We start from the raw sequence: 20,544 nt of genomic DNA on the forward strand, positions 1-20,544 counted from the left end.
TCAACCTTTCCATACGGGCTCGGGGAGCCCGAGGTGGGACCGGAGGGTCGTGCCGGTGTAGCGGGTGCGGAAGGCGCCGCGCGCCTGGAGGAGCGGGACGACGCGCGCGACGAAGTCGTCGAGCCCGCCGGACGCCCCGCCGGACGCCAGGACGAAGCCGTCGGCGGCGCCGCCCGCGACGAAGGAGTCCAGGGCGGCGGCCACGGTGGCGGGCGCCCCGGCGAAGGAGGGCCGGGCACCGCCGTGCCGGTCGGCGCGCCGGCGCGCCTCGGCGTCGGTGGCACCGAGGACCACGGTGACGACCGGCATGACCAGGAGGTCGCCGGGGGCGCGCCCGTACCTCGGGAGCCGGGACTTGACGTCGGCGTAGAAGGCGCGGCCCTCCTCCAGGGTGTCGTGCCGCACGAGGAGGACGTCCGCGCGCGCGGCGGCGGACTCCCGGTCCTGCCCCGCCTCGCCCGCCAGGATCGCCACGGGCCGCCCCTGGGGACACCGCGGGACGGTGAACTCGCCTTCTAACGCGTGGTGTTGACCGTGGTGCGCGAAGGGGCGCGGCGCCCCTTCGGGGGTCCAGGAGTCCCACAGGCCGTGCGCCGCGGCCGTGGCCTCGGCGGCCCGGGCGCGGGCGGCGTCGTCCGGCGCGACCGCCAGGTGCCAGCCGGCCCGCCCCGCGCTGAGGTGGTCGAGGCTGGCGACGCGCCGGGCCAGGTCGTACGGGGCCCCGAGGGCGGCACCGAGGGTGCCGGCCAGGCCGAGCCGGTCGGTGACCGCGGCCAGCGCGGGGAGCACGGCCAGCGGTTCGGGGGCGTCGGCCGCCCCGTCGGGCCGCGTGCCGCGGCCGAGCAGCAGGAAGTCGAAGAGCCCGCGCTCGGCGGTCCTGGCCAGCTCCGCCAGGGCCGCGAAGCCGCCCCGGCGTGAACTCCCCTCGTCGGCCGTCCCGTTGGCGTCCGGCACGTGGGCCGCCAGGTGCATCGGGGCGGCGGGGGCGGTCATGCCGGGCCCCCCGCCGTCGCGTACCGGGCGGCCGGGCGCGCCAGGCCCAGGTGCTCGCGCAGGGTGCCGCCCGGGTGGAAGGTGCGGAAGAGGCCGCGGTGCTGGAGCAGCGCCACGGTGCCGTTGACGATGCGCTCCAGGTCCCGGGCGGGGGCGATCGGCACCAGGTGGAAGCCGTCGGCCGCGCCGCCGGTGTGCCAGCGGGCGACCAGGTCGGCGAGCTCGACGGGCCCGCCGCTGAAGTGGGCACCGCCCGCGGCGGACCGGGGCCAGCCGCCCAGGCCGGGCTCGCAGGACGCCTCCGCCTCGCCGAGGTCCACCACCAGCGAGACCAGGACGCGCAGGGCGGCCGGGTCGCGGCCGTGCGCCCTGGCCCTGCGGTGGACGTCGGCGCGGCCCGCGGCGGCCTCCTCCGGGGTGCCGGCCCGCAGCAGGACCACGTCGGCGTGGCGGGCGGCGGTGTCCCGGCCCGCCGCCCCGGTGCCGTCGGCGACGACGACCGGGTGGCCCTGCGGCGGCCCGGGCCGCCCGCGGTCCCAGTCCGCCCTGGCCGCCTCGGCGGCCTCCCCCGCCCGCCGCCAGGCCTCGTCGGCCGGGACGGCGGAGCGGCCGAACAGCGCCGCCTCGGCCGCGCTGGTGCACACCTCGACCCGCCACCCGGCCCGTCCGCCGCTGACCCAGTCGAGGGCCGCGACGGCGGCCCGCGCCCCGGCCGCGCCGGTGTGGGTGGTGCTGACAGTGGGCACCAGGCCGATGCGCCCGGTGGCGGGCGCGACCCGGGAGAGTACGGACAGGGCGTCGAGCCCGGGCCGTACGAAGGAGTCGTCGAGGGTGACGAAGTCCAGCCGGCCCTCCTCGGCGAGGCGGGCCAGGGCGGTGTACCGCTCGGCGTCGCAGGACGGGGGGCCGCCGATCTCGGCGGCCAGGTGCAGGGACATCGGGTGCCTTTCGCGGGCGGTCCTGGTCAGTTGGCGGTGCGGGGCAGGCCCGGCGGGTTGAGCTCCGAGCGCGGCACGGCCTCGTTGGACAGGCCCCAGCGCTTGAGGACCTGGGCGTAGGTCCCGTCCTCGATGACGTGGTCCAGGGCCGCCTGGTAGGCCGCGGCCAGGCCGCTGCCCTTCTTCGTGGTGGCGGCGATCTTGCCCTGGACGGCGGCGCCGCCGCCCGAGAACTGCCCGATGATCTCGGTCTGCCCGGCGGCGGCCACGTGGTAGGCGGCGGTCGGGTTGGGGCCGAGGTAGGCGTCGATGCGGCCGGACTGCAGGGCCAGGTAGTAGTCGGAGGCGTTCTGGAAGTACTTGATCGTCACCGGCTTCCGCCCGGCCTTGGTGTTCTGCTCGCTCCAGTCGACGAGGATCTTCTCCTGGTTGGTGCCGGAGCCCACCGCGATGGTCTTCCCGGCCACGTCGGCGGGGCCCTTCACCTTCCAGTCGCCGCCCTTCTTGGCCTCGAAGGCCAGCGAGTCCAGCCGGTAGGTGGCGAAGTCGTACTTGTCCTTGCGCTCCTCGGTGACGGTGACGTTGGAGAACACGCCGTCGAACTTGCCGCTGTCCAGGCCGACGAAGAGGTTCTCCCAGGAGACGGCCTCGAACTCGGGCTTCAGGCCGAGCGCGTCGGAGACCAGGGTGGCGATGTCGGACTCGACGCCGATCAGGGTCTTGTCGTCGGTGGCGTAGAAGGAGAGGGGCGGGACGCTCCCGGTGTTGGTGCCGAGCCTGAGGGTGCCTCTCTTGCGGACGGCCTCGGGGACCTTGGCCGCCGCGGCGGCGTCCTTGGTGGTGTGGACGCGCTTCTGGTCGGGGCCGAGGTTGATGCCCGTACCGGCCTGCCCCTTGGGCTTGATGGACTCGGTGGCGGCGTCGCCCGCGCCGCAGCCGGTGAGCAGGGTGAGGGCGGCGAGCGGGACGAGGGCGGTGAGGGTGCGGCGTGCGTACACGTACGTGACTCCTGTTACTGGTGTGATCGGGTACGGGATGAGCGGGGGTGTCGACGGGGAGCGGGATCGCCGCTTCGGAGGACCCCGGATTTCAGAAGCCCTCGGGCTTCAGAGGACCTCGGGCTTCAGAGGACCTTGGAGAGGAAGGCGCGGGTGCGCTCGTGGCGCGGGGCGTCGAGGACCTCGGAGGGCGGGCCCTGTTCGAGGATCCGGCCGCCGTCCATGAAGACGACGGTGTCGGCGACCTCGCGGGCGAAGCCGATCTCGTGGGTGACGACGATCATCGTGGTGCCCTGGCGGGCCAGGTCCTTGATGACGTCCAGGACCTCGCCGACCAGCTCGGGGTCGAGCGCGGAGGTCGGCTCGTCGAAGAGCAGCAGCTTCGGCTCCAGGGCGAGCGCGCGGGCGATCGCGACGCGCTGCTGCTGGCCGCCGGAGAGCCGGCGGGGGTAGGCGTCGGCCTTGTCGGCGAGCCCGACCCGCTCCAGCAGCCTGCGCGCGGCCTCGGTGGCCTGGGCGCGCGGGCGCTTCAGGGCGGAGACCGGGGCCTCGATGACGTTCTCCAGGACCGTGAGGTGCGGGAAGAGGTTGAAGTTCTGGAAGACGAAGCCGATCCGGGTGCGCTGCTTGAGCACCTCGCGCTCGCGCAGCTCGTACAGCTTGTCCCCGGAGCGGCGGTAGCCGATCAGGCTGCCGTCGACGCTGACCCAGCCGCTGTCCACCTTCTCCAGGTGGTTGATGGTGCGCAGGAGCGTGGACTTGCCGGACCCCGACGGGCCGAGGACGACGGTGACCTGGCCCGCGGCGACCTCCAGGTCGACGCCGCGCAGCACTTCGAGGGAGCCGAAGCTCTTGTGCACGGAGCGGACCTCGACCATGGGGGCGGCCGGCGCCCCGGAGGCGGACGGTTCCTTGACGAGGGACGGGCTGTCGGAGCTCATCGGGTGCTCCCCTTCGCGTAGTGGCGTTCGACGTAGTGCTGGAGTACGGAGAGCACGGTGGTCAGCAGGACGTACCAGGCGGTGGCGACCATCAGCAGCGGCACCACCCGGCCGTTGCGCCCGTAGATGACCTGCACCTGGTAGAAGAGCTCGCCGATCGCCATCACGGAGACGATCGAGGTGCCCTTGAAGAGGGAGACGATCTCGTTGGCGGCGTTGGGCAGGATCGAGCGCATCGCCTGCGGCAGCACGATCCGGCGCAGCTGCCGGGCGCGCGGGATGCCGAGGGCCGCGGCGGCCTCCAGCTGGCCCGCGTCCACCGCGAGCACGCCGCCGCGCACGATCTCGGCCGCGTACGCCGCCTGGTGCAGGGCGAGTCCGAGGACGGCCGCGCTCATCGCCCCGACCAGGCCCATGGTGTCGAAGGAGGCGAAGCCGGGCCCGAACGGGACGCCGATCTGCACCTCCTTGTAGAGGTAGGCCAGGTTGAACCAGAAGAGCAGCTGCACGATCAGCGGGATCGAGCGGAAGGCCCAGATGTAGGCGAAGGCGACGGCCCGCAGGAACGGGCTGGCCGACAGCCGCATGAAGGCGAGCACGATGCCGAGGGCGAAGCCCAGGACGGTGCCGTAGACGGTGAGCTGGAGGGTGGTCCAGACGGCCTTGAGGATGGTCTCGGTGGTGAAGAAGCGGGCGAAGACGTCCCACTCCCAGGCCGGGTTGGTGACCAGGCCGTGGACGAACTGGGCGAGCAGGACGGCGGTGGCGGCCACGGCGGCCCACCGCCAGGGGTGGCGCACGGGCACCACCTTCAGCGGGACGGGCCGGTCGGGCGGGGCGGTGTCCGCGGCGGTGGTGGCGACGGGTGGATCGCTGGTCAGCGACATGGGGTTCCTTCGGGGCGGCGGGGAGGCGGAACGGGCCCGCGGGCGCCGCGCGGTGCGGCGCCCGGGCGCTCAGGAGGCGGGGTGTTCCGTGCTGCGACAGGAGGCGTCGCGCAGCAGGCCCAGGGCGGTGCGCGCGGTCGCGTCGTTCTGGCGGAAGGACGCGCCGCCGGTGCGCGGGCGGGTGAAGGCGCCGCCGCCGCGGGCCGTGGTGTGCGGGCCGAGCGCGAAGCGCCGCGGGTGCGGGGCCCCGCCGTCGCGCTGCCGGATGCGGCCGTCCGCCGGGTCGACGGCGAGCAGGCCCGTGGGGGTGGCCTCGGCGCCGTCCTCGTACAGCGAGCGCAGCAGCGGGCTGCCGGTCAGCTCCAGGGTGGGGTCGGGCAGCCGGGCCTCGACCAGGGCCCGCGCCTCGACGTGCCGGCCGGGGACGGTGGCGCTGCCCGCGCGGAACAGGCCGCGCTCCTCGTCGGCCTCCACCGTCATGCCCGCGCCCAGGAAGCGCACGACCCCGGCGCGCGAGAGGGCGAGCAGCTGGCGCAGCCGGGGGCCCGGCGGGCCCGAGGCCAGGTAGCTGAAGAAGCCGTGCCACCAGGGGCCGAGCTCGCCCAGCCGCAGCAGCTGCCCGTACACCGAGAGCAGGGCGCCGAAGACCGCCAGGTCCGGGCTGTGCGCCGGATCGTGACGGCGCGTCAGGTCGTCCTCGACGTAGCGGCGCAGCCCGTCCTGGAGGCTGTCGTGGCTGTCGTGGCGCACCCCGTCCAGGGGGTGGTCCAGGGCCGTCAGGTCGAGCCGGTCGGCGGGGTCGGGCACCGCGGCGCCGACCAGCGCGTCCAGCTCGGGGCCGCCGGGCTCGCACAGGGCGTACTTCTCCTCGAAGGCGGACCAGCCGCCCGCGGTGCGCCCGGGGTGCGCGTGGAAGAGCCGGTGGTAGTGGGCGAAGCCCAGCTCCTTCTCGATCAGCGGCCACACGTCGCTCCGGAAGTCCAACGGCCTTTCGAGACGCAGGAGTCCGGCGGTCTGCTCGGGTCCGAAGAAGCGCGGCAGCGGGGGCCGCTCGCCGTCGAGCACGTAACCGATCTTGGAGTGGTACGGGACCCCGCGCCGCGATCCGACGTGCAGCACCGGCTCCCGCCCGGACGGCAGGTAGCTGCCGTCCGGCGCGTACCGACCGCCGCGCCCCTCGGTGAGCAGCACCATCAGGTCCACGAAGGCGAGGCCGAAGCCGCGCACCAGGACCGGCTCCCCCGCGGGCAGCGCGGACAGGTCGCTGTCGGCCGTGAAGTCGGGCGGCAGGTGCACCAGTCGGTGGCGGTCCGCGAAGTCCGCGAGCCCCTGCTGCTCCGCGTCGAGCCGGGCGTCCAGGTGGCCGATGGTGACCGCCACCGCGTCGACCTCCAGCGGCTCGGCGCGCCCCTCGATCCAGACCCGCTGGCGCCCGTCGCGGGGGCCGCTGATCCGGGTGGCGCGGGCGCGGTGCTCGTGGACGGTGACGGTGGGCGGCAGTGCGGCGCGGGCCCGTTCGTAGGCCCAGCGCAGGTAGCCGCCCTGGGCCCGGCGGCTGGGGAAGGACGGGCCGTCGAGCCCGGCCCACTCGGCGAAGGTCGGCCCCGGCAGGACGGGCCCGTCGATCTCCACGGTGTCGTCGGTGAACAGGGTGACGTCCTCGGCCATGGAGTTCATCCACAGCAGGGGCGACTGCTCCTCGCGCCAGATCCGGCCGCCGCCGGGCGGGTAGGGGTCGACGAGGTGGATCTCCAGGGGCCGGTTCCCGTACAGCTCGGGCAGGTTGGCGGCGAGCCGCTCCAGCAGGCCGGTGCCGCGCGGCCCGGCGCCGACGACGGCGAGGGAGGCGGTCACCGGGCACCGGCCGTGCCGCGCGCGTAGTGCTTCTCGACGTAGTGCTGGCCGACGCTGAGCAGCGAGGTGACGGCGACGTACCAGAGGGTGGCGACCAGGAGCAGCGGGACGACCTGGTAGGTGCGGTGGTAGACGAGCTGGACCGAGTAGAGCAGGTCCTGCACGGCGATGACGCTGACGATGGAGGTGCCCTTGAGGGTGCCGATCAGCATGTTCCCCGCGGGCGGCACGATGGAGCGCATCGCCTGCGGCAGCACGATCCGGCGCAGCCGGCGCCAGCGGCCGAGGCCCAGCGACTGGGCGGCCTCCAGCTGGCCGCGCTCGACGGAGAGGATGCCGCCGCGCACCACCTCGGCGGCGTACGCGGCCTCGTGCAGGGTGAGTCCGACGACGGCGACGCCCACCGCGGAGAGCAGGTTGACCGTCCTGACCCCGAAGACCTGCGGGTAGAGGGCGCCGATGTTGAACCAGAACAGCAGCTGCACCAGGATCGGCGTGGAGCGGAAGAACCAGACGTAGCCCCAACTCACCGCGCGCAGCACGGGGTTGGCGGACAGCCGCATCACGGCGAGCAGGGTGCCGAGGGCGAAGCCGAGCACCATCACGAGCGCGGTCAGCCAGAGCGTGAGCCAGAGGCCGCGCAGCACCGCGGTGGAGGTGAAGTAGTCGGCGACGACGTCCCACTGGAACGCCTCGTTGCGCACGACGGAGTCGAGGCCGAGGCCGACCAGGACGAGGACGACCGCGGCGGCCGTCCACTGGCCGGTGCGGCGGGCGGGGACGATCCGGGGTGGCGTCCCGACGGGGTCGACGGGCGCCGGGGAAGGAGTTTTGGAAGGGCTGGAGAGGGTCGCGGACATGCGAAGGCTCCGTGGATGCAAGGCTCGAACACGGGAAGTGCCTTCACAGCGCGGACCGAGCCCCTCAGCACGATCCGCCCTTGAGGCTATGGGGTGGGGACGGTCCGCTGTCAAGCCTGTCCGCACTGTGAGCCGTACGTCTCATGCCAGTTGACGCGGAAACGGATGCCTGTTCCACTTGGGCCATGCATCCACAGCAGTGGCTGGTCACGCGCTCCCACATCGACTTCGGTCGCGTGTGGTCCTCTTCCTGTTGATTTCCCCTTCGGTTCCGCCCTTCGCGCCGCGGCACCGACGAGCGACCGCCTGCTGCCCGCCGCGTTCCCGCGCGCCGCGCCCCCGCGCCTTCACACGCCCAGCACCTCGCTGAACCTCCCCTCCCTCATTCCGCGTCGCCGCTCCGGCCGCGCGGCGGAGCTCCGTGCCCGCCGCCCGTGGCCGCGGCTCCGCGCTGCCCGTTCGCCTGCCGGACCTGGAGCTCCCACGCCATGAGAACCGCCCGTCGCCACGCCGCCGCCTTCGCCCTGATCACCGCGTCCGCCCTGACCCTGACCGCGTGCGGCTCGGGCGACCCGGCGGCCCCCGCGGGCGCGGCGGCCGCGGGCAAGGCCGGCGCCGAGCCGCCGAAGGAGGACGTGGTGTCCGCGGTGCGCGCGGACCCGGCGGCCCGGAAGCTGCTGCCCGCGGACGTACGCGCACGGGGCACCGTGACCGTCGCGGCCAGCGTCGGCAACCCGCCCGGCGCGACGTTCCTGGCGGACGGGAAGACGCCGGTCGGCCAGGACATCGACTTCGCGGACGCGGTGGCCCGGGTGCTCGGCCTCAAGGTGAAGCGGGAGGTGGCGAGCTTCGAGGTGATCCTGCCCGCGCTCGGCAGCGGGAAGTACGACCTGGGCACCGGCAACTTCGGGGTGACCGACGAGCGCCGCAGGACCATCGACTTCGTGACCTACATCAACGACGGGCAGGGCTTCGCCGTCCGCGACGACAGCGGCCTCAAGGAGGTCAAGGACCTCACCCAGCTGTGCGGGCTGAACGTGGCGACGGGCGCGGGCACCACCTTCGAGGCGACGCTGGAGCGCGAGAAGGACAAGTGCGCCGGGGCCGGCAAGAAGCCGTACGGGGTGCAGACCTACAACGACCAGGGCGCTCAGTGGATCGCGCTGCAGCAGGGCCGCAGCGACGTGGTGATGAGCACGATCAACGGGCTGCGGTACGCGGTGTCGCAGCAGAGCGGCGTGCGGTTCCTCAACGAGTTCAAGCGCCTGGACGTCGGCTTCGCCTTCAAGAAGGGCAGCCCGCTCACCCCCGCCTTCCAGGCCGCGGTGAACCGGCTGAAGGCCGACGGGACGTACGACCGGATCCTGAAGAAGTGGGGCACGAGCGAGTCCGCGATCGAGACGTCGCGGATCTCGCCGCCGGAGATCCGCTGACCCTCCTCCGGCACCGTGCGGGCGCAGGGGTCCGGGGCCGTAGGGGTCCGGGCCCCGGGACCCTAGGCGCCCGGGACCCCAGGAGTCCGCGCCCCGTGCGGCTGGTGACCCCGCGTCAGCAGCCGTCGCAGGGACAGCAGCAGCAGTCCCCGCAGCCGTCGCAGCCGCAGTCGCAGTCGCACCCGTCGCAGTCGCAGTCCCGGCAGCAGCCCTCGCGCTTCTTGCGGGACCACGGGCCCTCGTACTCCTCCGCGCAGCACATCTGGCAGGTGCAGCACAGCGCGGCGAACATCCCGCAGCCGGCGACCAGCCCGCGCGGGTCCGGTCGCCGCGGCCCGCCGAAGTGCGGCGGCAGCACGGGGCCGCGCCCGTGGCCGTGGCCGTGCTCGCCGCGGGGAGCCCCGTCGCCGTGGCCGGCGTGGCCGCAGGTGGTCGTCCCGAAGGCCCGGTCGACCGAGCGGCCCAGCTCGTGCGCGAGCAGCTGGTGCACCAGGCGGGGCTCGGCGAAGTCGGCGTCCTTGAGCGCGAGCCGGATGCCGCGCACCGCGTCGTCGGCGAGACGGCGCGCCTCGGTGCGGGCGGTGCCGGTGGCGGCCAGCGGGTTCCAGGCTCCTGACGCCGCGTCAGCCTCCTGGTCCTCGACCGCGTCCAGCAGGTGCGCGAGGCGGCCGAAGAGCCGGCCGGCCTCGGCGAGCGGGGCCGCGTTGTGCGGCCGGCCCGCGAGGACGGCGGTGTGCGCGAAGGCCGCGGCGGTGGCGGTCTCGGTGGGTTCGGTCACCGTGAGCAGCGGAGTGCCGGGGCCGGCCAGGGACTCGATGCCGAGCTGCCGGTCCACCGCGTCGACCAGCACCGCCGTGTCGAAGCCGACGGCGCGCCCGGCCCGCGCCCCGGCCCGGTCCCAGCCGCGCGCCACCCGGCGGGCGGCGGCGGCGACCGGCCTGCGGGCCAGCAGCCCGTCCCCGTCGGCGACGTGGTCGCGGACCTTGGCCGACGCCAGGACCAGCGAGACGGCGGCGGCCAGCCTGGCCCCCTCGCCCCTGGCGACCGGAGCGGTGCGCAGCGCGCGCAGCGGGCAGGGGCCCGCGGTGCGGCGTCCGGCGGGCAGCGTGCCGGTCTGAGCCTCCGTCAGGACCGAGACCAGCAGGCCGTCGTAGTTGGTCACGACCCGGGCGAACTGGCCGTGGTCGGCCCGAAGTGCCAGGCACAGGCCGCACAGATGGGCCATCCACTCCGTCTTCAGGCCTTCGGTGAGCCGGTGCGTACAGGGCCTGACGATTCCGAACACGGCGCTCCCCCGAGAGTCGTTCGCTTGTGCGGCACGCATCGTATCGAGTGATCCGTTCACCCGTACGTCCCCCACCTCACCCATCTGTCTCAACATTTATATTTTGAGAGGATTGAGTCCCCCTCAGGGCCCGTACACAGGCGAAACCTTGACGGAACGCCAGATGTTCTGCACCAGTACCGTCACGAATCCCACGCGCGGCGGCTATCCACTTGGCGCGCGATCCGCATCATGGACGACCATAGGGATATGCGGAACCACAAGTGACCGCGACCGGAAGGAGGCGTCCATGGGATCGGTGCGCAAGGCGAGTGCCTGGCTCGGACTCGTCGAGGACAACGACGAGCGGTACTACGACGACGAGTACACCGAGGGTGCCGCGGAGGGCGGCGACGCCTGGGTGACCGACCCGCGGGTGCGGGTGGCCTCCGAGAGCGCCCAGGTACAGGGCCGCCGGATCGCGACGGTCTCCCCGGACGGCTTCCGCGACGCCCGCGGCATCGGCGAGCTGTTCCGCGAGGGCGTGCCGGTCATCGTGAACCTCACGGCGATGGAGCCCTCCGACGCCAAGCGCGTGGTGGACTTCGCGGCGGGCCTGACCTTCGGCCTGCGCGGTTCGATCGAGCGCGTGGCGACGCGGGTCTTCCTGCTGACCCCCGCCGACACGCAGATCGTCAGCGGGGAGTCCGCGGGGCGTGCGCAGGACGGTTTCTTCAACCAGAGCTGAGCGGGGCGCTCACCGGCCCTCCGGCCTGACCGGCCCCGGCTCCGCCGGGCCTACCGGAAGGCGTCCAGTCCGGTGAGCGCCTTGCCCAGCACCAGCTGGTGCATCTCCACGGTGCCCTCGTAGGTGAGCACCGACTCCAGGTTGGTGGCGTGCCTCATCACGGGGTACTCCAGGGAGATCCCGTTGGCGCCGAGGATGGTGCGCGAGGTCCGGCAGATCTCGATCGCCTCCCGCACGTTGTTGAGCTTTCCGAAACTGACCTGCTCGGGGCGCAGCCTTCCGGCGTCGAGGCGGCGGCCCAGGTGGTGGGCGAGCAGGATCCCCTTGTGCAGCTCGACGGCCATGTCCGCGAGCTTGGCCTGGGTGAGCTGGAAGCCGCCGATGGGCCTGCCGAACTGCTCGCGGGTCCGGGCGTACTCCAGCGCCGACTCGAACGAGGCGCGGGCCGCGCCCATGGCGCCCCACACGATGCCGTAGCGCGCGTGCGAGAGGCAGCTGAGCGGACCCTTCAGACCGGTGACGCCGGGCAGCACCGCGTCGGCGGGCAGCCGGACGTCGTCCAGCACGAGCTCGCTGGTGACGCTGGCCCGCAGCGACCACTTGTGCTTGATCTCGGGCGCCGAGAAGCCGGGGGCGTCGGTGGGCACGGCGAAGCCGCGGATGCCCTCCTCGGTCTGCGCCCAGACCACCGCGACGCCCGCGACGGACCCGTTGGTGATCCACATCTTGCGTCCGTTGAGGACCCAGTCGGTACCGTCCTTCTTGGCGTACGTGCGCATGCCGGCCGGATCGGAGCCGTGGTCGGGCTCGGTCAGGCCGAAGCAGCCGATGGTCTCGCCGGACGCCATGCCGGGCAGCCAGTGCCGCTTCTGCTCCTCGGAGCCGAACTTCCAGATCGCGTACATCGCCAGCGAGCCCTGCACCGAGACCAGGGAGCGGATCCCGGAGTCGGCGGCCTCCAGCTCCAGGCAGGCCAGGCCGTACTGGACGGCGGTGGCGCCCGCGCAGCCGTAGCCGGTCAGGGACATGCCGAGCGCGCCGAGGGAGCCGAGCTCCCGGGCCAGCTCGCGCACCACGGGCAGCTCGCCGCTCTCGTACCACTCGGCGACGTGCGGCAGGACCCGGTCGGCGGCCCAGGTGCGCACGGTGTCGCGGATCGCCAGGTCCTCGGGGTCGAGGAGGTCGTCGATGCCGATCGGGTCGGCGGGGTCGAAGGGTGCTGCGGGCATGGCGGGTGGCCTCCGGCGGCTCGCGCGGTCGCTACGGGCAGGACGTGGCACCGCTTGAAACTAGCGATGCTAGTTAACGCACGGCGCTGACGTTACGGCTCAGTGTGCCGTGCGTCCAGACCCGGCCGCCTCGACCGGGGTGCGGCAGCCCGGCAGCCGGACGTCGGCGTGCTCCTCGGCCCGCGCCGGCGCCTCCGCGCTGCGCGGCAGTCGCAGCGCGGCCAGTGCGCCGAGCAGCAGCAGGCCCGCGCTGACCAGCAGCGTCACGTGCAGCCCGGTGACGAAGGCGTGGCGCGCGGCGGTGCGCAGGGCGTCGCCCGCCACCCCGCCGAGCCGGTCGGCGATCTGGTACGCCTCGCCCAGCGAGTTGCCCGCGGCGTGGCCGTCGGCGTCCGGCACCCCGGCGACGTGGGCCAGGGCGGGCGAGTAGGCGGCGTTCATCACGCTGCCGAGCAGGGCGATGCCCATGCCCGCGCCCAGCTGGTAGGAGGTCTCGCCGATCGCGGCGGCACCGCCCGCGTGATCCGCGGGGGCCTCGCTGAGCATCGACTCGTACGCCCCGAAGAGGGTGGTCTGCAGGCCGAAGCCGAGCAGGACGAAGCCGCAGGTGAGCAGCGCGGGCCGGTCGTGCTGGCCCATCAGCGTCAGCAGCAGCACCGCCAGCGCGGTCAGCACGAAGCCCCAGCCGACCATCCGGCGCGGACCGATCCGGTGCAGGGTGTACGAGCCGGAGGCCCCGGCCGCCATCGCGGCGAAGGTCAGCGGCAGCAGCCGCAGCCCGGTCTCCAGCGGGGACAGGCCGAGCACCAGCTGGAGGTACTGCACGGCGAGCAGCTCCAGGCCGACCAGCGCCAGCATCGCGAGCACGATGCAGCCCACCGAGGTGGTGAAGGCGGGCCGGGCGAACATCCGCATGTCGATCAGCGGGTGCTCGCGGCGCCTCTGGCGGCGTACGAACAGGGCCAGCAGCACCGCGCCGAGCAGCAGCGGCAGCGTGGTGCGCGGGTCCAGCGGGGTGTGCCCGGCGCCGAGCCGCTTCACCCCGAGGACCGCGCCGAGCACGCCGGCCGCGGCCATCAGCGCGCCGAGCACGTCCCACGGCCCGTCGCCGCCGCCGCGCGACTCGGGGAGCAGCCAGCGCCCCACCGGCAGGACCAGCGCCATCAGCGGGATGTTGATCAGGAAGACCGAGCCCCACCAGAAGTGCTGGACCAGGAAGCCGCCGAGCACCGGGCCGGTGGCGGCGCCGATCGCGGCGACCGCAGTCCACACGCCGATGGCGGTGGCGCGCTCGCGCCGGTCGGGGAAGACGTCCCGCAGGATCGACAGCGTCGCGGGCATGATCATCGCGCCGCCCACGCCGAGCAGGGCGCGGGCCGCGATCAGCACCCCGGGCGTCGGCGCCAGGGCGGCCAGCGCGGAGGCGGCGCCGAAGATGCCGTAGCCGAGCAGCAGGATCCTGCGGCGGCCCACCCGGTCGCCGAGCGTGCCGAACAGGATCAGGAGTGAGGCGCAGATCAGGGGGTACGCGTCGACGATCCACAGCAGCGCCGTGGAGCTCGGCCGCAGGTCCTCGGTCACCGAGGGGACCGCGACGTGCAGCACCGTGGCGTCCAGCGCGACCAGGAGGAGACTCACGCAGAGGACGAAGAGGACGACCCAGCGGTTGGCACCGCCGCCGGCGGCGCGCACCCGCGCTCCGGCCGTGGTCGTCCCGGACATGCACTACCTCCCAGAAGAAACCCTCGCGCTCGGCGGGCGCCGGCCGGGGACGGAGGTCTCCGGGGCGGCCCGGCATCGACGGGCGAGTGAGCCGTCAGGTTACGCGAGTCGGGCCGCGCGGCGCGTGGTCCAGCTCTCACCTCGGCGGGCCCCGCCGTGTGGCGTGCGCCACGCCGCCCGCCCGGCGGGCCCGGGGGCGCGGCCCGCCACCGGAGGAGAGAATTCCGGACAAGGAGACGGCGCGGCATTTACCGATGCCCCCTATCACGCTTCCGGCAATGGCCGCCCCGGCAATAGGGCACAAGGTCATCCGGCTTTCCGGATTGGCCGGGAATAAGCGCGCCACTGAGACATACTCCACATCACAGCGACATCACAAAGCCGCCGGATTGGCCTGGCCCGTCACTCACTCGCTGTAACGTCGATTGGGTGCGTACCGACATCTTTGCCCGACTGGACCGGGAGCCGGAACCGCCGAAGATAGAGATCCCGCGGATGACCCGCACGCGTCTCTGGCTCTTCGGCGGCACGGCGGCGTTCTATCTAGCGATCGTCGTGGCCGTGCTCCTGCCGTCCTGGCTGGTGCTCCTCGACTGGAAGATCATGCTCTTCCGGCCCTATCAGCAGTGGCCGGAGCTGCACGCCTTCCTGGACTACTTCGTGGTCCTCGGCCAGCGCGGGCCCACCGCGGTGATGGTGGCGGCCTGGCTCGGCTGGCGCTCCTGGCGCCAGCACACGCTGCGGCCGCTGCTCGCCCTGGGCGCGGCCCTGCTGCTGCTGAACATCACGGTGGGCGCGGTCAAGCTGGGCCTCGGCCGGCTCGGCCCCCACTACGCGACCCAGATCGGCTCGGCCGAGCTGTTCGCCGGCGGCGACATATTTCCCTCGGGCCACACCGCGAACGCGGTGGTGACCTGGGGCATCCTCGCCTACCTGGCCACCACCCCGCGGGCCCGCCGCTACCTCTCGGCGCTCTCCGCCATGGTCGCCCTCGGCGTCGGCCTGACCACCGTCTACCTGGGCACCCACTGGCTGAGCGACGTGCTCCTCGGCTGGGCGGCCGGCCTGCTGATCCTGCTGGCGCTGCCCTGGTGCGAGCCGCTGATCGGCCGCGCCGAGGCCCTGGTCTTCTCCCTGCGCGAGCAGCTGCGGGCGCGCCGCCGCCTGGTGCCGTCCACGCCGGTCGCGGCCGGCGGCCCCCGGCCCGCCAGGGTCAGGCCCCGCGCCGCCGCGGGCGAGGAGCCCGCGGTGCGCGAGCCGGTGGGCGCGGGCAGCGCGGGCCGTACGGCCACCCGCACCACGCTCGCACCGCCCCGCACCCACGCGGCGGTGCGCTCCGAGCGCACCCCGGTCACCCCGGCCGGCAGCCGCCGCCCGCCGCGCTCGCGGCCGGCCACCGCCGGCTGACCCGCCCGCCCCACGGCGCGGGGGACGGTACGCACCGCCCACTCCCCCGCACGAGGAAGACACGACGAAGGCATGACGAAGGCCCCGGCTCCGGCCGGGGCCTTCGTCATGCCTTCGTCGTGCGCGCGGGCCGTACGGATCCGCCGGGGCGGACCTCAGCCCGCCCAGCAGCGCCGTACGACGCCGTGCTCGACCTCGAAGTTGAGGCGGCCCACCAGGTACTCCATGGTGATGATCGCTCCCGGCGGCAGGCTGCGGACGGTGGTCCAGCCCCGGCCGCGGGCCCGCCGCTCGGCGTCGTCGGCGCCCAGGCCGACGTACGCGTCGGGGTGGTCGTCGGGCGTTCGTGGGGTGTGCGGTGTCGGTGCCATGCCCCTCACCGTAGGTGGCGCCGGGCGCCGGAGGAACCCGCCCCTACCGGCCCGTTCACCGTCCCGGGTACCTCACCGGTCACGCTTGTGTCACAGGATGCCGACAGGGGTTTGGTCCGAACTGCTTCACTCGTACGTGCAGTTCATGGTGATCTTCCGAGCAATTCCCGAGCGGTCCGCGAGGAACAATTCCGGCCTTCATAAATGCGTTCCCCATGTCCCCCGGAGCGCTCTCAGGACAATTGACGGGCCAGGGACAATTCACGGATCCCCCGCAGAATTCACACAGCGGTACGCCCCGGAGCGCGTGGCCGGAGCACGTATCCCCGTGCGTACGCACCCTGTTGGAGGCGGGCCTGACGCGCGCATGATGTGTTGCTCGATACCGGAGCCCGGGCGCGGACGGCGAGGGGGCAGCGATGGGCACGCAGACGGCGGAGGCCGTGGTCGAACCGGCACGGGAACGGCGGCCGGGACGCGTCCTGGTGGACTGGCTGACCACCACCGATCACAAGAAGATCGGCCACCTCTACCTGATCACGGCCTTCGGATTCTTCCTCGTGGCCGGCCTGATGGCGCTGCTGATGCGCGCGGAACTGGCCCGCCCGGGACTGCAGCTGCTGACGAACGAGGAGTTCAACCAGCTGTTCACCATGCACGGCACGATCATGCTGCTGCTCTTCGCGACGCCCACCTTCGCGGGCTTCGCCAATGAGATCGTCCCGCTGCAGATCGGCTCGCCCGACGTCGCCTTCCCCCGGCTCAACATGTTCGCGTACTGGCTGTTCCTGTTCGGCGGGCTGATCGTGCTCGGCTCGCTGCTCGTGCCCAGCGGCCCCGCCAGCTTCGGCTGGTTCGCCTACGCGCCGCTCAACAGCCTGACCCGCTCCCCCGGCATCGGCGCCGACCTGTGGATCATGGGCCTGGCGCTGTCCGGCTTCGGCACCATCCTGGGCTCGGTGAACTTCCTGGCGACCATCATCGGGATGCGCGCCCCCGGCATGACCATGTTCCGGATGCCGGTGTTCACCTGGAACGTGCTCTTCACCTCGATCCTGGTGCTGATCGCGTTCCCGGTGCTCGCGGCGGCGCTGCTGGTCCTGGAGGCCGACCGCCGGTTCGGCGCGGTGGTCTTCGACGCGGCGAGCGGCGGGGCGCTGCTGTGGCAGCACCTGTTCTGGTTCTTCGGCCATCCCGAGGTCTACATCATCGCGCTGCCGTTCTTCGGGATCATCACCGAGATCATCCCGGTCTTCTCCCGCAAGCCGATCTTCGGCTACCTCACCCTGGTCGGCGCGACCATGGCCATCACCGGGCTCTCGCTGGTGGTGTGGGCGCACCACATGTTCGCCACCGGCGGGGTGCTGCTGCCGTTCTTCTCGTTCGTCTCGTTCCTGATCGCGGTGCCGACCGGGGTGAAGTTCTTCAACTGGACCGGCACCATGCTCAAGGGCTCGCTCAGCTTCGAGACGCCGATGCTGTGGGCGGTGGGCTTCCTGGTGTCGTTCCTGTTCGGCGGGCTCACCGGGGTGATCCTGGCCTCGCCGCCGCTGGACTTCCACGTCACCGACTCGTACTTCGTGGTCGCCCACTTCCACTACGTCGTCTTCGGCACGGTCGTCTTCGCCACCTTCGGCGGCTTCTACTTCTGGTGGCCCAAGTTCACCGGCAAGATGCTCGACGAGCGGCTGGGGAAGCTGCAGTTCTGGACGCTGTTCACCGGCTTCCACACCACCTTCCTGGTGCAGCACTGGCTGGGCGCCGAGGGCATGCCCCGGCGGTACGCGGACTACCTGGCCGCCGACGGCTTCACCGCGCTCAACACGATCTCCACCATCGGCGCCTTCCTGCTCGGCATCTCGACGCTGCCGTTCCTCTACAACGTCTGGAAGACGGCGAAGTACGGCAAGAAGGTCGAGGTCGACGACCCGTGGGGGTACGGGCGCTCGCTGGAGTGGGCGACCTCCTGCCCGCCGCCGCGGCACAACTTCCTCACGCTGCCCCGCATCCGCTCCGAGTCCCCGGCCTTCGACCTGCACCACCCGGAGTTCGCGGCCTACGAGGCGGCGGTCAACGCGACGGGGGGCCGGAAGGAGGAGCGGGCGCAGGAGCGTCCGTCGGCCGCTTCCGCGCCAGAGCCCGGTCCAGAAGGCCCCGCACGTCCCTGATCCGGTCGTCGAGCCCGGCCGGCTCCAGGACCTCGAACTCGAAGCCCAGCATCACCACGTGGACCACCAGCACGTCCAGTCCGGTGCCGCCGGTGCGCAGCAGGCAGCTCCCGTCGCCCTCGGCCTCCAGCGTGCCGTCCAGCGGCCCGACCCGGGTGCGGGCCTCGGCGAGCGGCACGTGCAGCCGGATGACCGCCCGCTCCGCGTACGCGGCCGTGGACACCCCGCGCGAGACGTAGGCGGCCAGGTCCTCGGCGGGCGGGGTGCGCGGGGCGAAGCGCGGGCCGTGCGGCGGGCGGGGCTCGATCCGGTCGGCCCGGAAGGTCCGCCAGTCCTCCCGCTCCAGGTCCCAGGCGACCAGGTACCAGCGCCGCTCGGTGCACACCAGGCGGTACGGCTCGACGGTGCGCCGGGTCGACGCGCCCTGGTGGTCGCGGTACTCGAAGCGCAGCCGCTCGGTGTCGCGGCAGGCGTTGGCGAGTTCGGTGAGGACGGCCGGGTCGACCCGCTCCCGGGGCGTGCGCAGCATCGGGACGGTGAAGGCGGTCAGGGCGCCGACCCGGCGGCGCAGCCGGTGCGGCAGGACCTGCTCCAGCTTGGCCAGGGCCCGCACCGAGCTCTCGCCGATGCCCTCGATGCCGCCGCCGGTGGCGGTGCGCAGGCCGACGGCGACCGCGACGGCCTCGTCGTCGTCCAGGAGCAGCGGGGGGAGCTCGGCACCGGCCCCGAGCTGGTAGCCGCCGCCGGTGCCGGGGGTGGCGTTGACGGGGTAGCCCAGCTCGCGGAGCCGGTCGACGTCGCGGCGCACGGTGCGGGCGGTGACGCCGAGCCGGTCGGCCAGGTCGGCGCCGGACCACTCGCGGTGGGCCTGGAGCAGCGAGAGCAGCCGCAGGAGTCGTGCCGAGGTCTCCAACATGGGCCCGAGTCTGCCAGGGCTCGCGGACAGATGCTGTCCGCGATCAGCTCCCGGCGACCGTGCCGGTCACCGTGACGTACAGCTCGTTGTACGTGGAGTACAGCGGCCCGGCCCGCCAGCCGTCCCCGGTGTGCTCGGGGTAGACGTACACGTCCCTGCGGTTCCACAGGTCGTCCAGCAGCCGCGCCACCCGCACCGGCGCCGCGTCCGCGGACGGGCGCACCCACAGGCCCCACAGCCGCGTGCCCTCGCCGCCGGCCGCGGCCAGCTCCCGGTGGTCCACGGTGAAGCGGAAGCGCGGCCCTTCGGCCGTCAGCGGGACCTCGCGCACCTCCTCGCCCAGGCGCGCGAGCGCGACCGCGTCCGGCCCGGCCACGGCGCCGTACAGCCGGCCCTCGACGGTGACCGTGCCGGGGCCGAGCGCCAGGTCCCCGGCCTCGGCGTGCGGTTCGCGCACCCAGCTGCGGATGCCCAGGGCGCCCTCGGGCGTGGGGTAGGGGATGCGGACGCTGACGTGGCCGCCGCCGGGGACCCGGTCCACCAGTGCGCGCAGGTCCCGCACTCCGGGCCGGACGGGCACGTCGTCGACGTACACGCCCCAGAAGCCCTCGGCCAGGTCGACCGTGCCGGGCAGCACGGCGCGCAGCACGCCGCCAGCGGGGGCCAGCGGCAGCCGGACCTCCTCGTCGCCCCGGTCCTGCCGCAGCACCAGGGTCGCCCGGGGCGTGCCGGGGTCCGCTATGTCGAAGGTGACGCCGCCCGCCGAGTCCGCGAGGCAGTCGGCGCGGGGGGCCGTGGGGTCGGGTGCGGTGCTCACGGGGTCTCCCGGGGGGGGCGGGACGGGCGGGGGTGGGCGGCGCGGTCATTTGCCGCGCCCGCGCAGGACGTCGGCGGCCGTCCGGCGCAGGGTGGTGACCGCGCCGAGCACGGCGGCCCGGGCGCGGTGGCGGCTGTCGCGGAGGCGGTGGGCGACGCCGCGCGCCCGGCGGGCGGCGATGAGTTCGGTCCAGAGTGCGGCGTGGCGGGCGGCGATGGGGGCCGGGTCGTAGCGGGCGGAGGCGGCCAGGGCCGCCGCGGCGGTGCGGCGGCGCAGGTCGTCGTCCTGGATGAGTTCCAGGAGGGCGGCGGCCACCGCGTCGCTGTCGCCGACCGGGACCAGACGGCCGTCGACGCCGTCCTCGATGATCTCCCGCGGCCCGTGCGGACAGTCGGTCGCGACCACCGGCAGGCCGCAGCGCATCGCCTCCACGATCGTCATCCCGAACGACTCAAGGCGCGAGGTGACCGCCGCCAGGGAGCCCTTGACCCACTCCGGCTCCAGCGGGCTGACCGGCCCCATCAGGAACACGTGGTCGTTCAGGGACCGTTCGGCGATCAGCGCCCGCAGCGCGTTCTTCTCGTTGCCGGTCGCGTCCCCGGCCCCGTAGATCCGCAGCCGCCAGTCCGGACGGACCGCGGCGACCTTGGCGAACGCCTCGACCAGCACGTCGTACCGCTTCACCGCCGTCAGCCGCCCCGCCGCCACCACCCACTTCGCCGACGAGTCCGACGGCGCGACCCCCGGCACGGGCACGCTGTTGGGCACCGACTCCACCCGCACCCCCGGCAGCCGCAGACGGTCCCGGTAGTCGCGGGCGTCGGCCTCGGTGACGGTGGTCAGGGCGTCGAGCAGGACGTAGCGGTGGCCGATCTCGCGGCGCAGCCGGGGGCCGTGGCTGTCGAGGGTGAGGTGTTCCTGGCCGACCCGGACGACCCCGCGCCGGGTCTGGCGCGCGATGTGCACGTTCAGCCCCGGACGGGTACCGACCACCACGT

The 20,544-nt window shown here is 73.7% G+C and carries 18 protein-coding genes; 4 read left to right on the forward strand and 14 right to left on the reverse strand.

All coding sequences use genetic code 11. The annotated features are described in order from the left end of the window. The 7 genes from ABT160_RS36030 to ABT160_RS36060 all read right to left on the reverse strand — a co-directional run bounded on the left by ABT160_RS36030 (nucleotide 1) and on the right by ABT160_RS36060 (nucleotide 7,471). Complete coding sequence (locus ABT160_RS36030) at nucleotides 1-993, reverse strand: LLM class flavin-dependent oxidoreductase (protein WP_351652208.1); 993 nt, start codon at nucleotides 991-993, stop codon at nucleotides 1-3. Continuing rightward, the gene (locus ABT160_RS36035) at nucleotides 990-1,931 is read right to left on the reverse strand and encodes an LLM class flavin-dependent oxidoreductase (RefSeq protein ID WP_351652209.1); all 942 of its coding nucleotides are present in this window, start codon (nucleotides 1,929-1,931) and stop codon (nucleotides 990-992) included. The genes ABT160_RS36030 and ABT160_RS36035 overlap by 4 nt, the downstream gene beginning before the upstream one ends. 26 nt (nucleotides 1,932-1,957) lie before the next feature. After that, nucleotides 1,958-2,929, reverse strand: a complete 972-nt coding sequence (locus tag ABT160_RS36040) for an ABC transporter substrate-binding protein (RefSeq protein ID WP_351652210.1) — start codon at nucleotides 2,927-2,929, stop codon at nucleotides 1,958-1,960. A gap of 125 nt (nucleotides 2,930-3,054) precedes the next feature. After that, a complete protein-coding gene (locus ABT160_RS36045; protein WP_351652225.1) occupies nucleotides 3,055-3,807 on the reverse strand; it encodes an amino acid ABC transporter ATP-binding protein in 753 nt (250 codons plus the stop codon). A 59-nt stretch (nucleotides 3,808-3,866) separates the two neighbouring features. Beyond that, nucleotides 3,867-4,757, reverse strand: coding sequence for an amino acid ABC transporter permease (locus ABT160_RS36050; protein WP_351652211.1), 891 nt, complete (start codon nucleotides 4,755-4,757; stop codon nucleotides 3,867-3,869). A gap of 69 nt (nucleotides 4,758-4,826) precedes the next feature. Next, a complete protein-coding gene (locus ABT160_RS36055; RefSeq protein ID WP_351652212.1) occupies nucleotides 4,827-6,611 on the reverse strand; it encodes an FAD/NAD(P)-binding protein in 1,785 nt (594 codons plus the stop codon). Continuing rightward, the gene (locus tag ABT160_RS36060; protein ID WP_351652213.1) at nucleotides 6,608-7,471 is read right to left on the reverse strand and encodes an amino acid ABC transporter permease; all 864 of its coding nucleotides are present in this window, start codon (nucleotides 7,469-7,471) and stop codon (nucleotides 6,608-6,610) included. The genes ABT160_RS36055 and ABT160_RS36060 overlap by 4 nt, the downstream gene beginning before the upstream one ends. Before the next feature lie 488 nt (nucleotides 7,472-7,959). On the opposite strand from ABT160_RS36060, the gene ABT160_RS36065 reads away from it, so the two are divergent. Further along, nucleotides 7,960-8,904 (forward strand): ABC transporter substrate-binding protein, encoded by a 945-nt coding sequence (locus tag ABT160_RS36065; RefSeq protein WP_351652214.1) that lies wholly within the window; start codon nucleotides 7,960-7,962, stop codon nucleotides 8,902-8,904. Between the two features lie 115 nt (nucleotides 8,905-9,019). Here ABT160_RS36065 and ABT160_RS36070 read toward each other — a convergent pair whose 3' ends face one another. Then, entirely contained in the window at nucleotides 9,020-10,189 is a 1,170-nt protein-coding gene (locus tag ABT160_RS36070; RefSeq protein ID WP_351652215.1) for a DUF5685 family protein, read from the reverse strand. A 289-nt stretch (nucleotides 10,190-10,478) separates the two neighbouring features. Here ABT160_RS36070 and ABT160_RS36075 point away from each other — a divergent pair, with 289 nt between their 5' ends. Then, nucleotides 10,479-10,916, forward strand: coding sequence for a cell division protein SepF (locus tag ABT160_RS36075; RefSeq protein WP_351652216.1), 438 nt, complete (start codon nucleotides 10,479-10,481; stop codon nucleotides 10,914-10,916). Between the two features lie 50 nt (nucleotides 10,917-10,966). Here ABT160_RS36075 and ABT160_RS36080 read toward each other — a convergent pair whose 3' ends face one another. Both ABT160_RS36080 and ABT160_RS36085 read right to left on the reverse strand, forming a co-directional pair. Next, nucleotides 10,967-12,145 carry an acyl-CoA dehydrogenase family protein gene (locus ABT160_RS36080; protein ID WP_351652217.1) on the reverse strand — a complete coding sequence of 393 codons (1,179 nt, stop codon included), beginning with the start codon at nucleotides 12,143-12,145 and terminating at the stop codon, nucleotides 10,967-10,969. A 99-nt stretch (nucleotides 12,146-12,244) separates the two neighbouring features. Then, nucleotides 12,245-13,867 carry an MFS transporter gene (locus tag ABT160_RS36085; protein WP_351652218.1) on the reverse strand — a complete coding sequence of 541 codons (1,623 nt, stop codon included), beginning with the start codon at nucleotides 13,865-13,867 and terminating at the stop codon, nucleotides 12,245-12,247. A gap of 429 nt (nucleotides 13,868-14,296) precedes the next feature. Between ABT160_RS36085 and ABT160_RS36090 the strand changes: the two genes are divergently transcribed. Further along, nucleotides 14,297-15,274, forward strand: a complete 978-nt coding sequence (locus ABT160_RS36090) for a phosphatase PAP2 family protein (protein ID WP_351652219.1) — start codon at nucleotides 14,297-14,299, stop codon at nucleotides 15,272-15,274. A gap of 155 nt (nucleotides 15,275-15,429) precedes the next feature. Here the strand turns inward: ABT160_RS36090 and ABT160_RS36095 are convergent, their stop codons facing one another. Beyond that, entirely contained in the window at nucleotides 15,430-15,645 is a 216-nt protein-coding gene (locus ABT160_RS36095; protein WP_351652220.1) for an I78 family peptidase inhibitor, read from the reverse strand. A gap of 419 nt (nucleotides 15,646-16,064) precedes the next feature. Here ABT160_RS36095 and ctaD point away from each other — a divergent pair, with 419 nt between their 5' ends. After that, on the forward strand, nucleotides 16,065-17,813 hold the full coding sequence (ctaD, locus tag ABT160_RS36100; RefSeq protein WP_351652221.1) for an aa3-type cytochrome oxidase subunit I: 1,749 nt from the start codon (nucleotides 16,065-16,067) through the stop codon (nucleotides 17,811-17,813). Here the strand turns inward: ctaD and ABT160_RS36105 are convergent. The 3 genes from ABT160_RS36105 to ABT160_RS36115 all read right to left on the reverse strand — a co-directional run. Continuing rightward, nucleotides 17,716-18,729 carry a helix-turn-helix transcriptional regulator gene (locus ABT160_RS36105; RefSeq protein WP_351652222.1) on the reverse strand — a complete coding sequence of 338 codons (1,014 nt, stop codon included), beginning with the start codon at nucleotides 18,727-18,729 and terminating at the stop codon, nucleotides 17,716-17,718. The two genes, ctaD and ABT160_RS36105, sit on opposite strands and share 98 nt — an antisense overlap. Nucleotides 18,730-18,772: 43 nt before the next feature. Continuing rightward, entirely contained in the window at nucleotides 18,773-19,546 is a 774-nt protein-coding gene (locus ABT160_RS36110; RefSeq protein ID WP_351652223.1) for a hypothetical protein, read from the reverse strand. A gap of 45 nt (nucleotides 19,547-19,591) precedes the next feature. Continuing rightward, on the reverse strand, nucleotides 19,592-20,544 hold a 953-nt coding region (locus ABT160_RS36115), incomplete at its 5' end, for a glycosyltransferase (protein WP_351652224.1).

This window comes from Streptomyces sp. NPDC001941, assembly GCF_040296945.1.
Classification (GTDB): Bacteria; Actinomycetota; Actinomycetes; order Streptomycetales; family Streptomycetaceae; genus Streptomyces.

Coding starts and splice junctions, on each gene's coding strand:
- ABT160_RS36065 (WP_351652214.1), top strand. CDS start 7,960: ATGAGAACCGCCCGTCGCCACGCCGCCGCCTTCGCCCTGATCACCGCG.
- ABT160_RS36035 (WP_351652209.1), bottom strand. CDS start 1,931: ATGTCCCTGCACCTGGCCGCCGAGATCGGCGGCCCCCCGTCCTGCGAC.
- ABT160_RS36095 (WP_351652220.1), bottom strand. CDS start 15,645: ATGGCACCGACACCGCACACCCCACGAACGCCCGACGACCACCCCGAC.
- ctaD (WP_351652221.1), top strand. CDS start 16,065: ATGGGCACGCAGACGGCGGAGGCCGTGGTCGAACCGGCACGGGAACGG.
- ABT160_RS36105 (WP_351652222.1), bottom strand. CDS start 18,729: ATGTTGGAGACCTCGGCACGACTCCTGCGGCTGCTCTCGCTGCTCCAG.
- ABT160_RS36030 (WP_351652208.1), bottom strand. CDS start 993: ATGACCGCCCCCGCCGCCCCGATGCACCTGGCGGCCCACGTGCCGGAC.
- ABT160_RS36085 (WP_351652218.1), bottom strand. CDS start 13,867: ATGTCCGGGACGACCACGGCCGGAGCGCGGGTGCGCGCCGCCGGCGGC.
- ABT160_RS36075 (WP_351652216.1), top strand. CDS start 10,479: ATGGGATCGGTGCGCAAGGCGAGTGCCTGGCTCGGACTCGTCGAGGAC.
- ABT160_RS36050 (WP_351652211.1), bottom strand. CDS start 4,757: ATGTCGCTGACCAGCGATCCACCCGTCGCCACCACCGCCGCGGACACC.
- ABT160_RS36045 (WP_351652225.1), bottom strand. CDS start 3,807: ATGGTCGAGGTCCGCTCCGTGCACAAGAGCTTCGGCTCCCTCGAAGTG.
- ABT160_RS36080 (WP_351652217.1), bottom strand. CDS start 12,145: ATGCCCGCAGCACCCTTCGACCCCGCCGACCCGATCGGCATCGACGAC.
- ABT160_RS36060 (WP_351652213.1), bottom strand. CDS start 7,471: ATGTCCGCGACCCTCTCCAGCCCTTCCAAAACTCCTTCCCCGGCGCCC.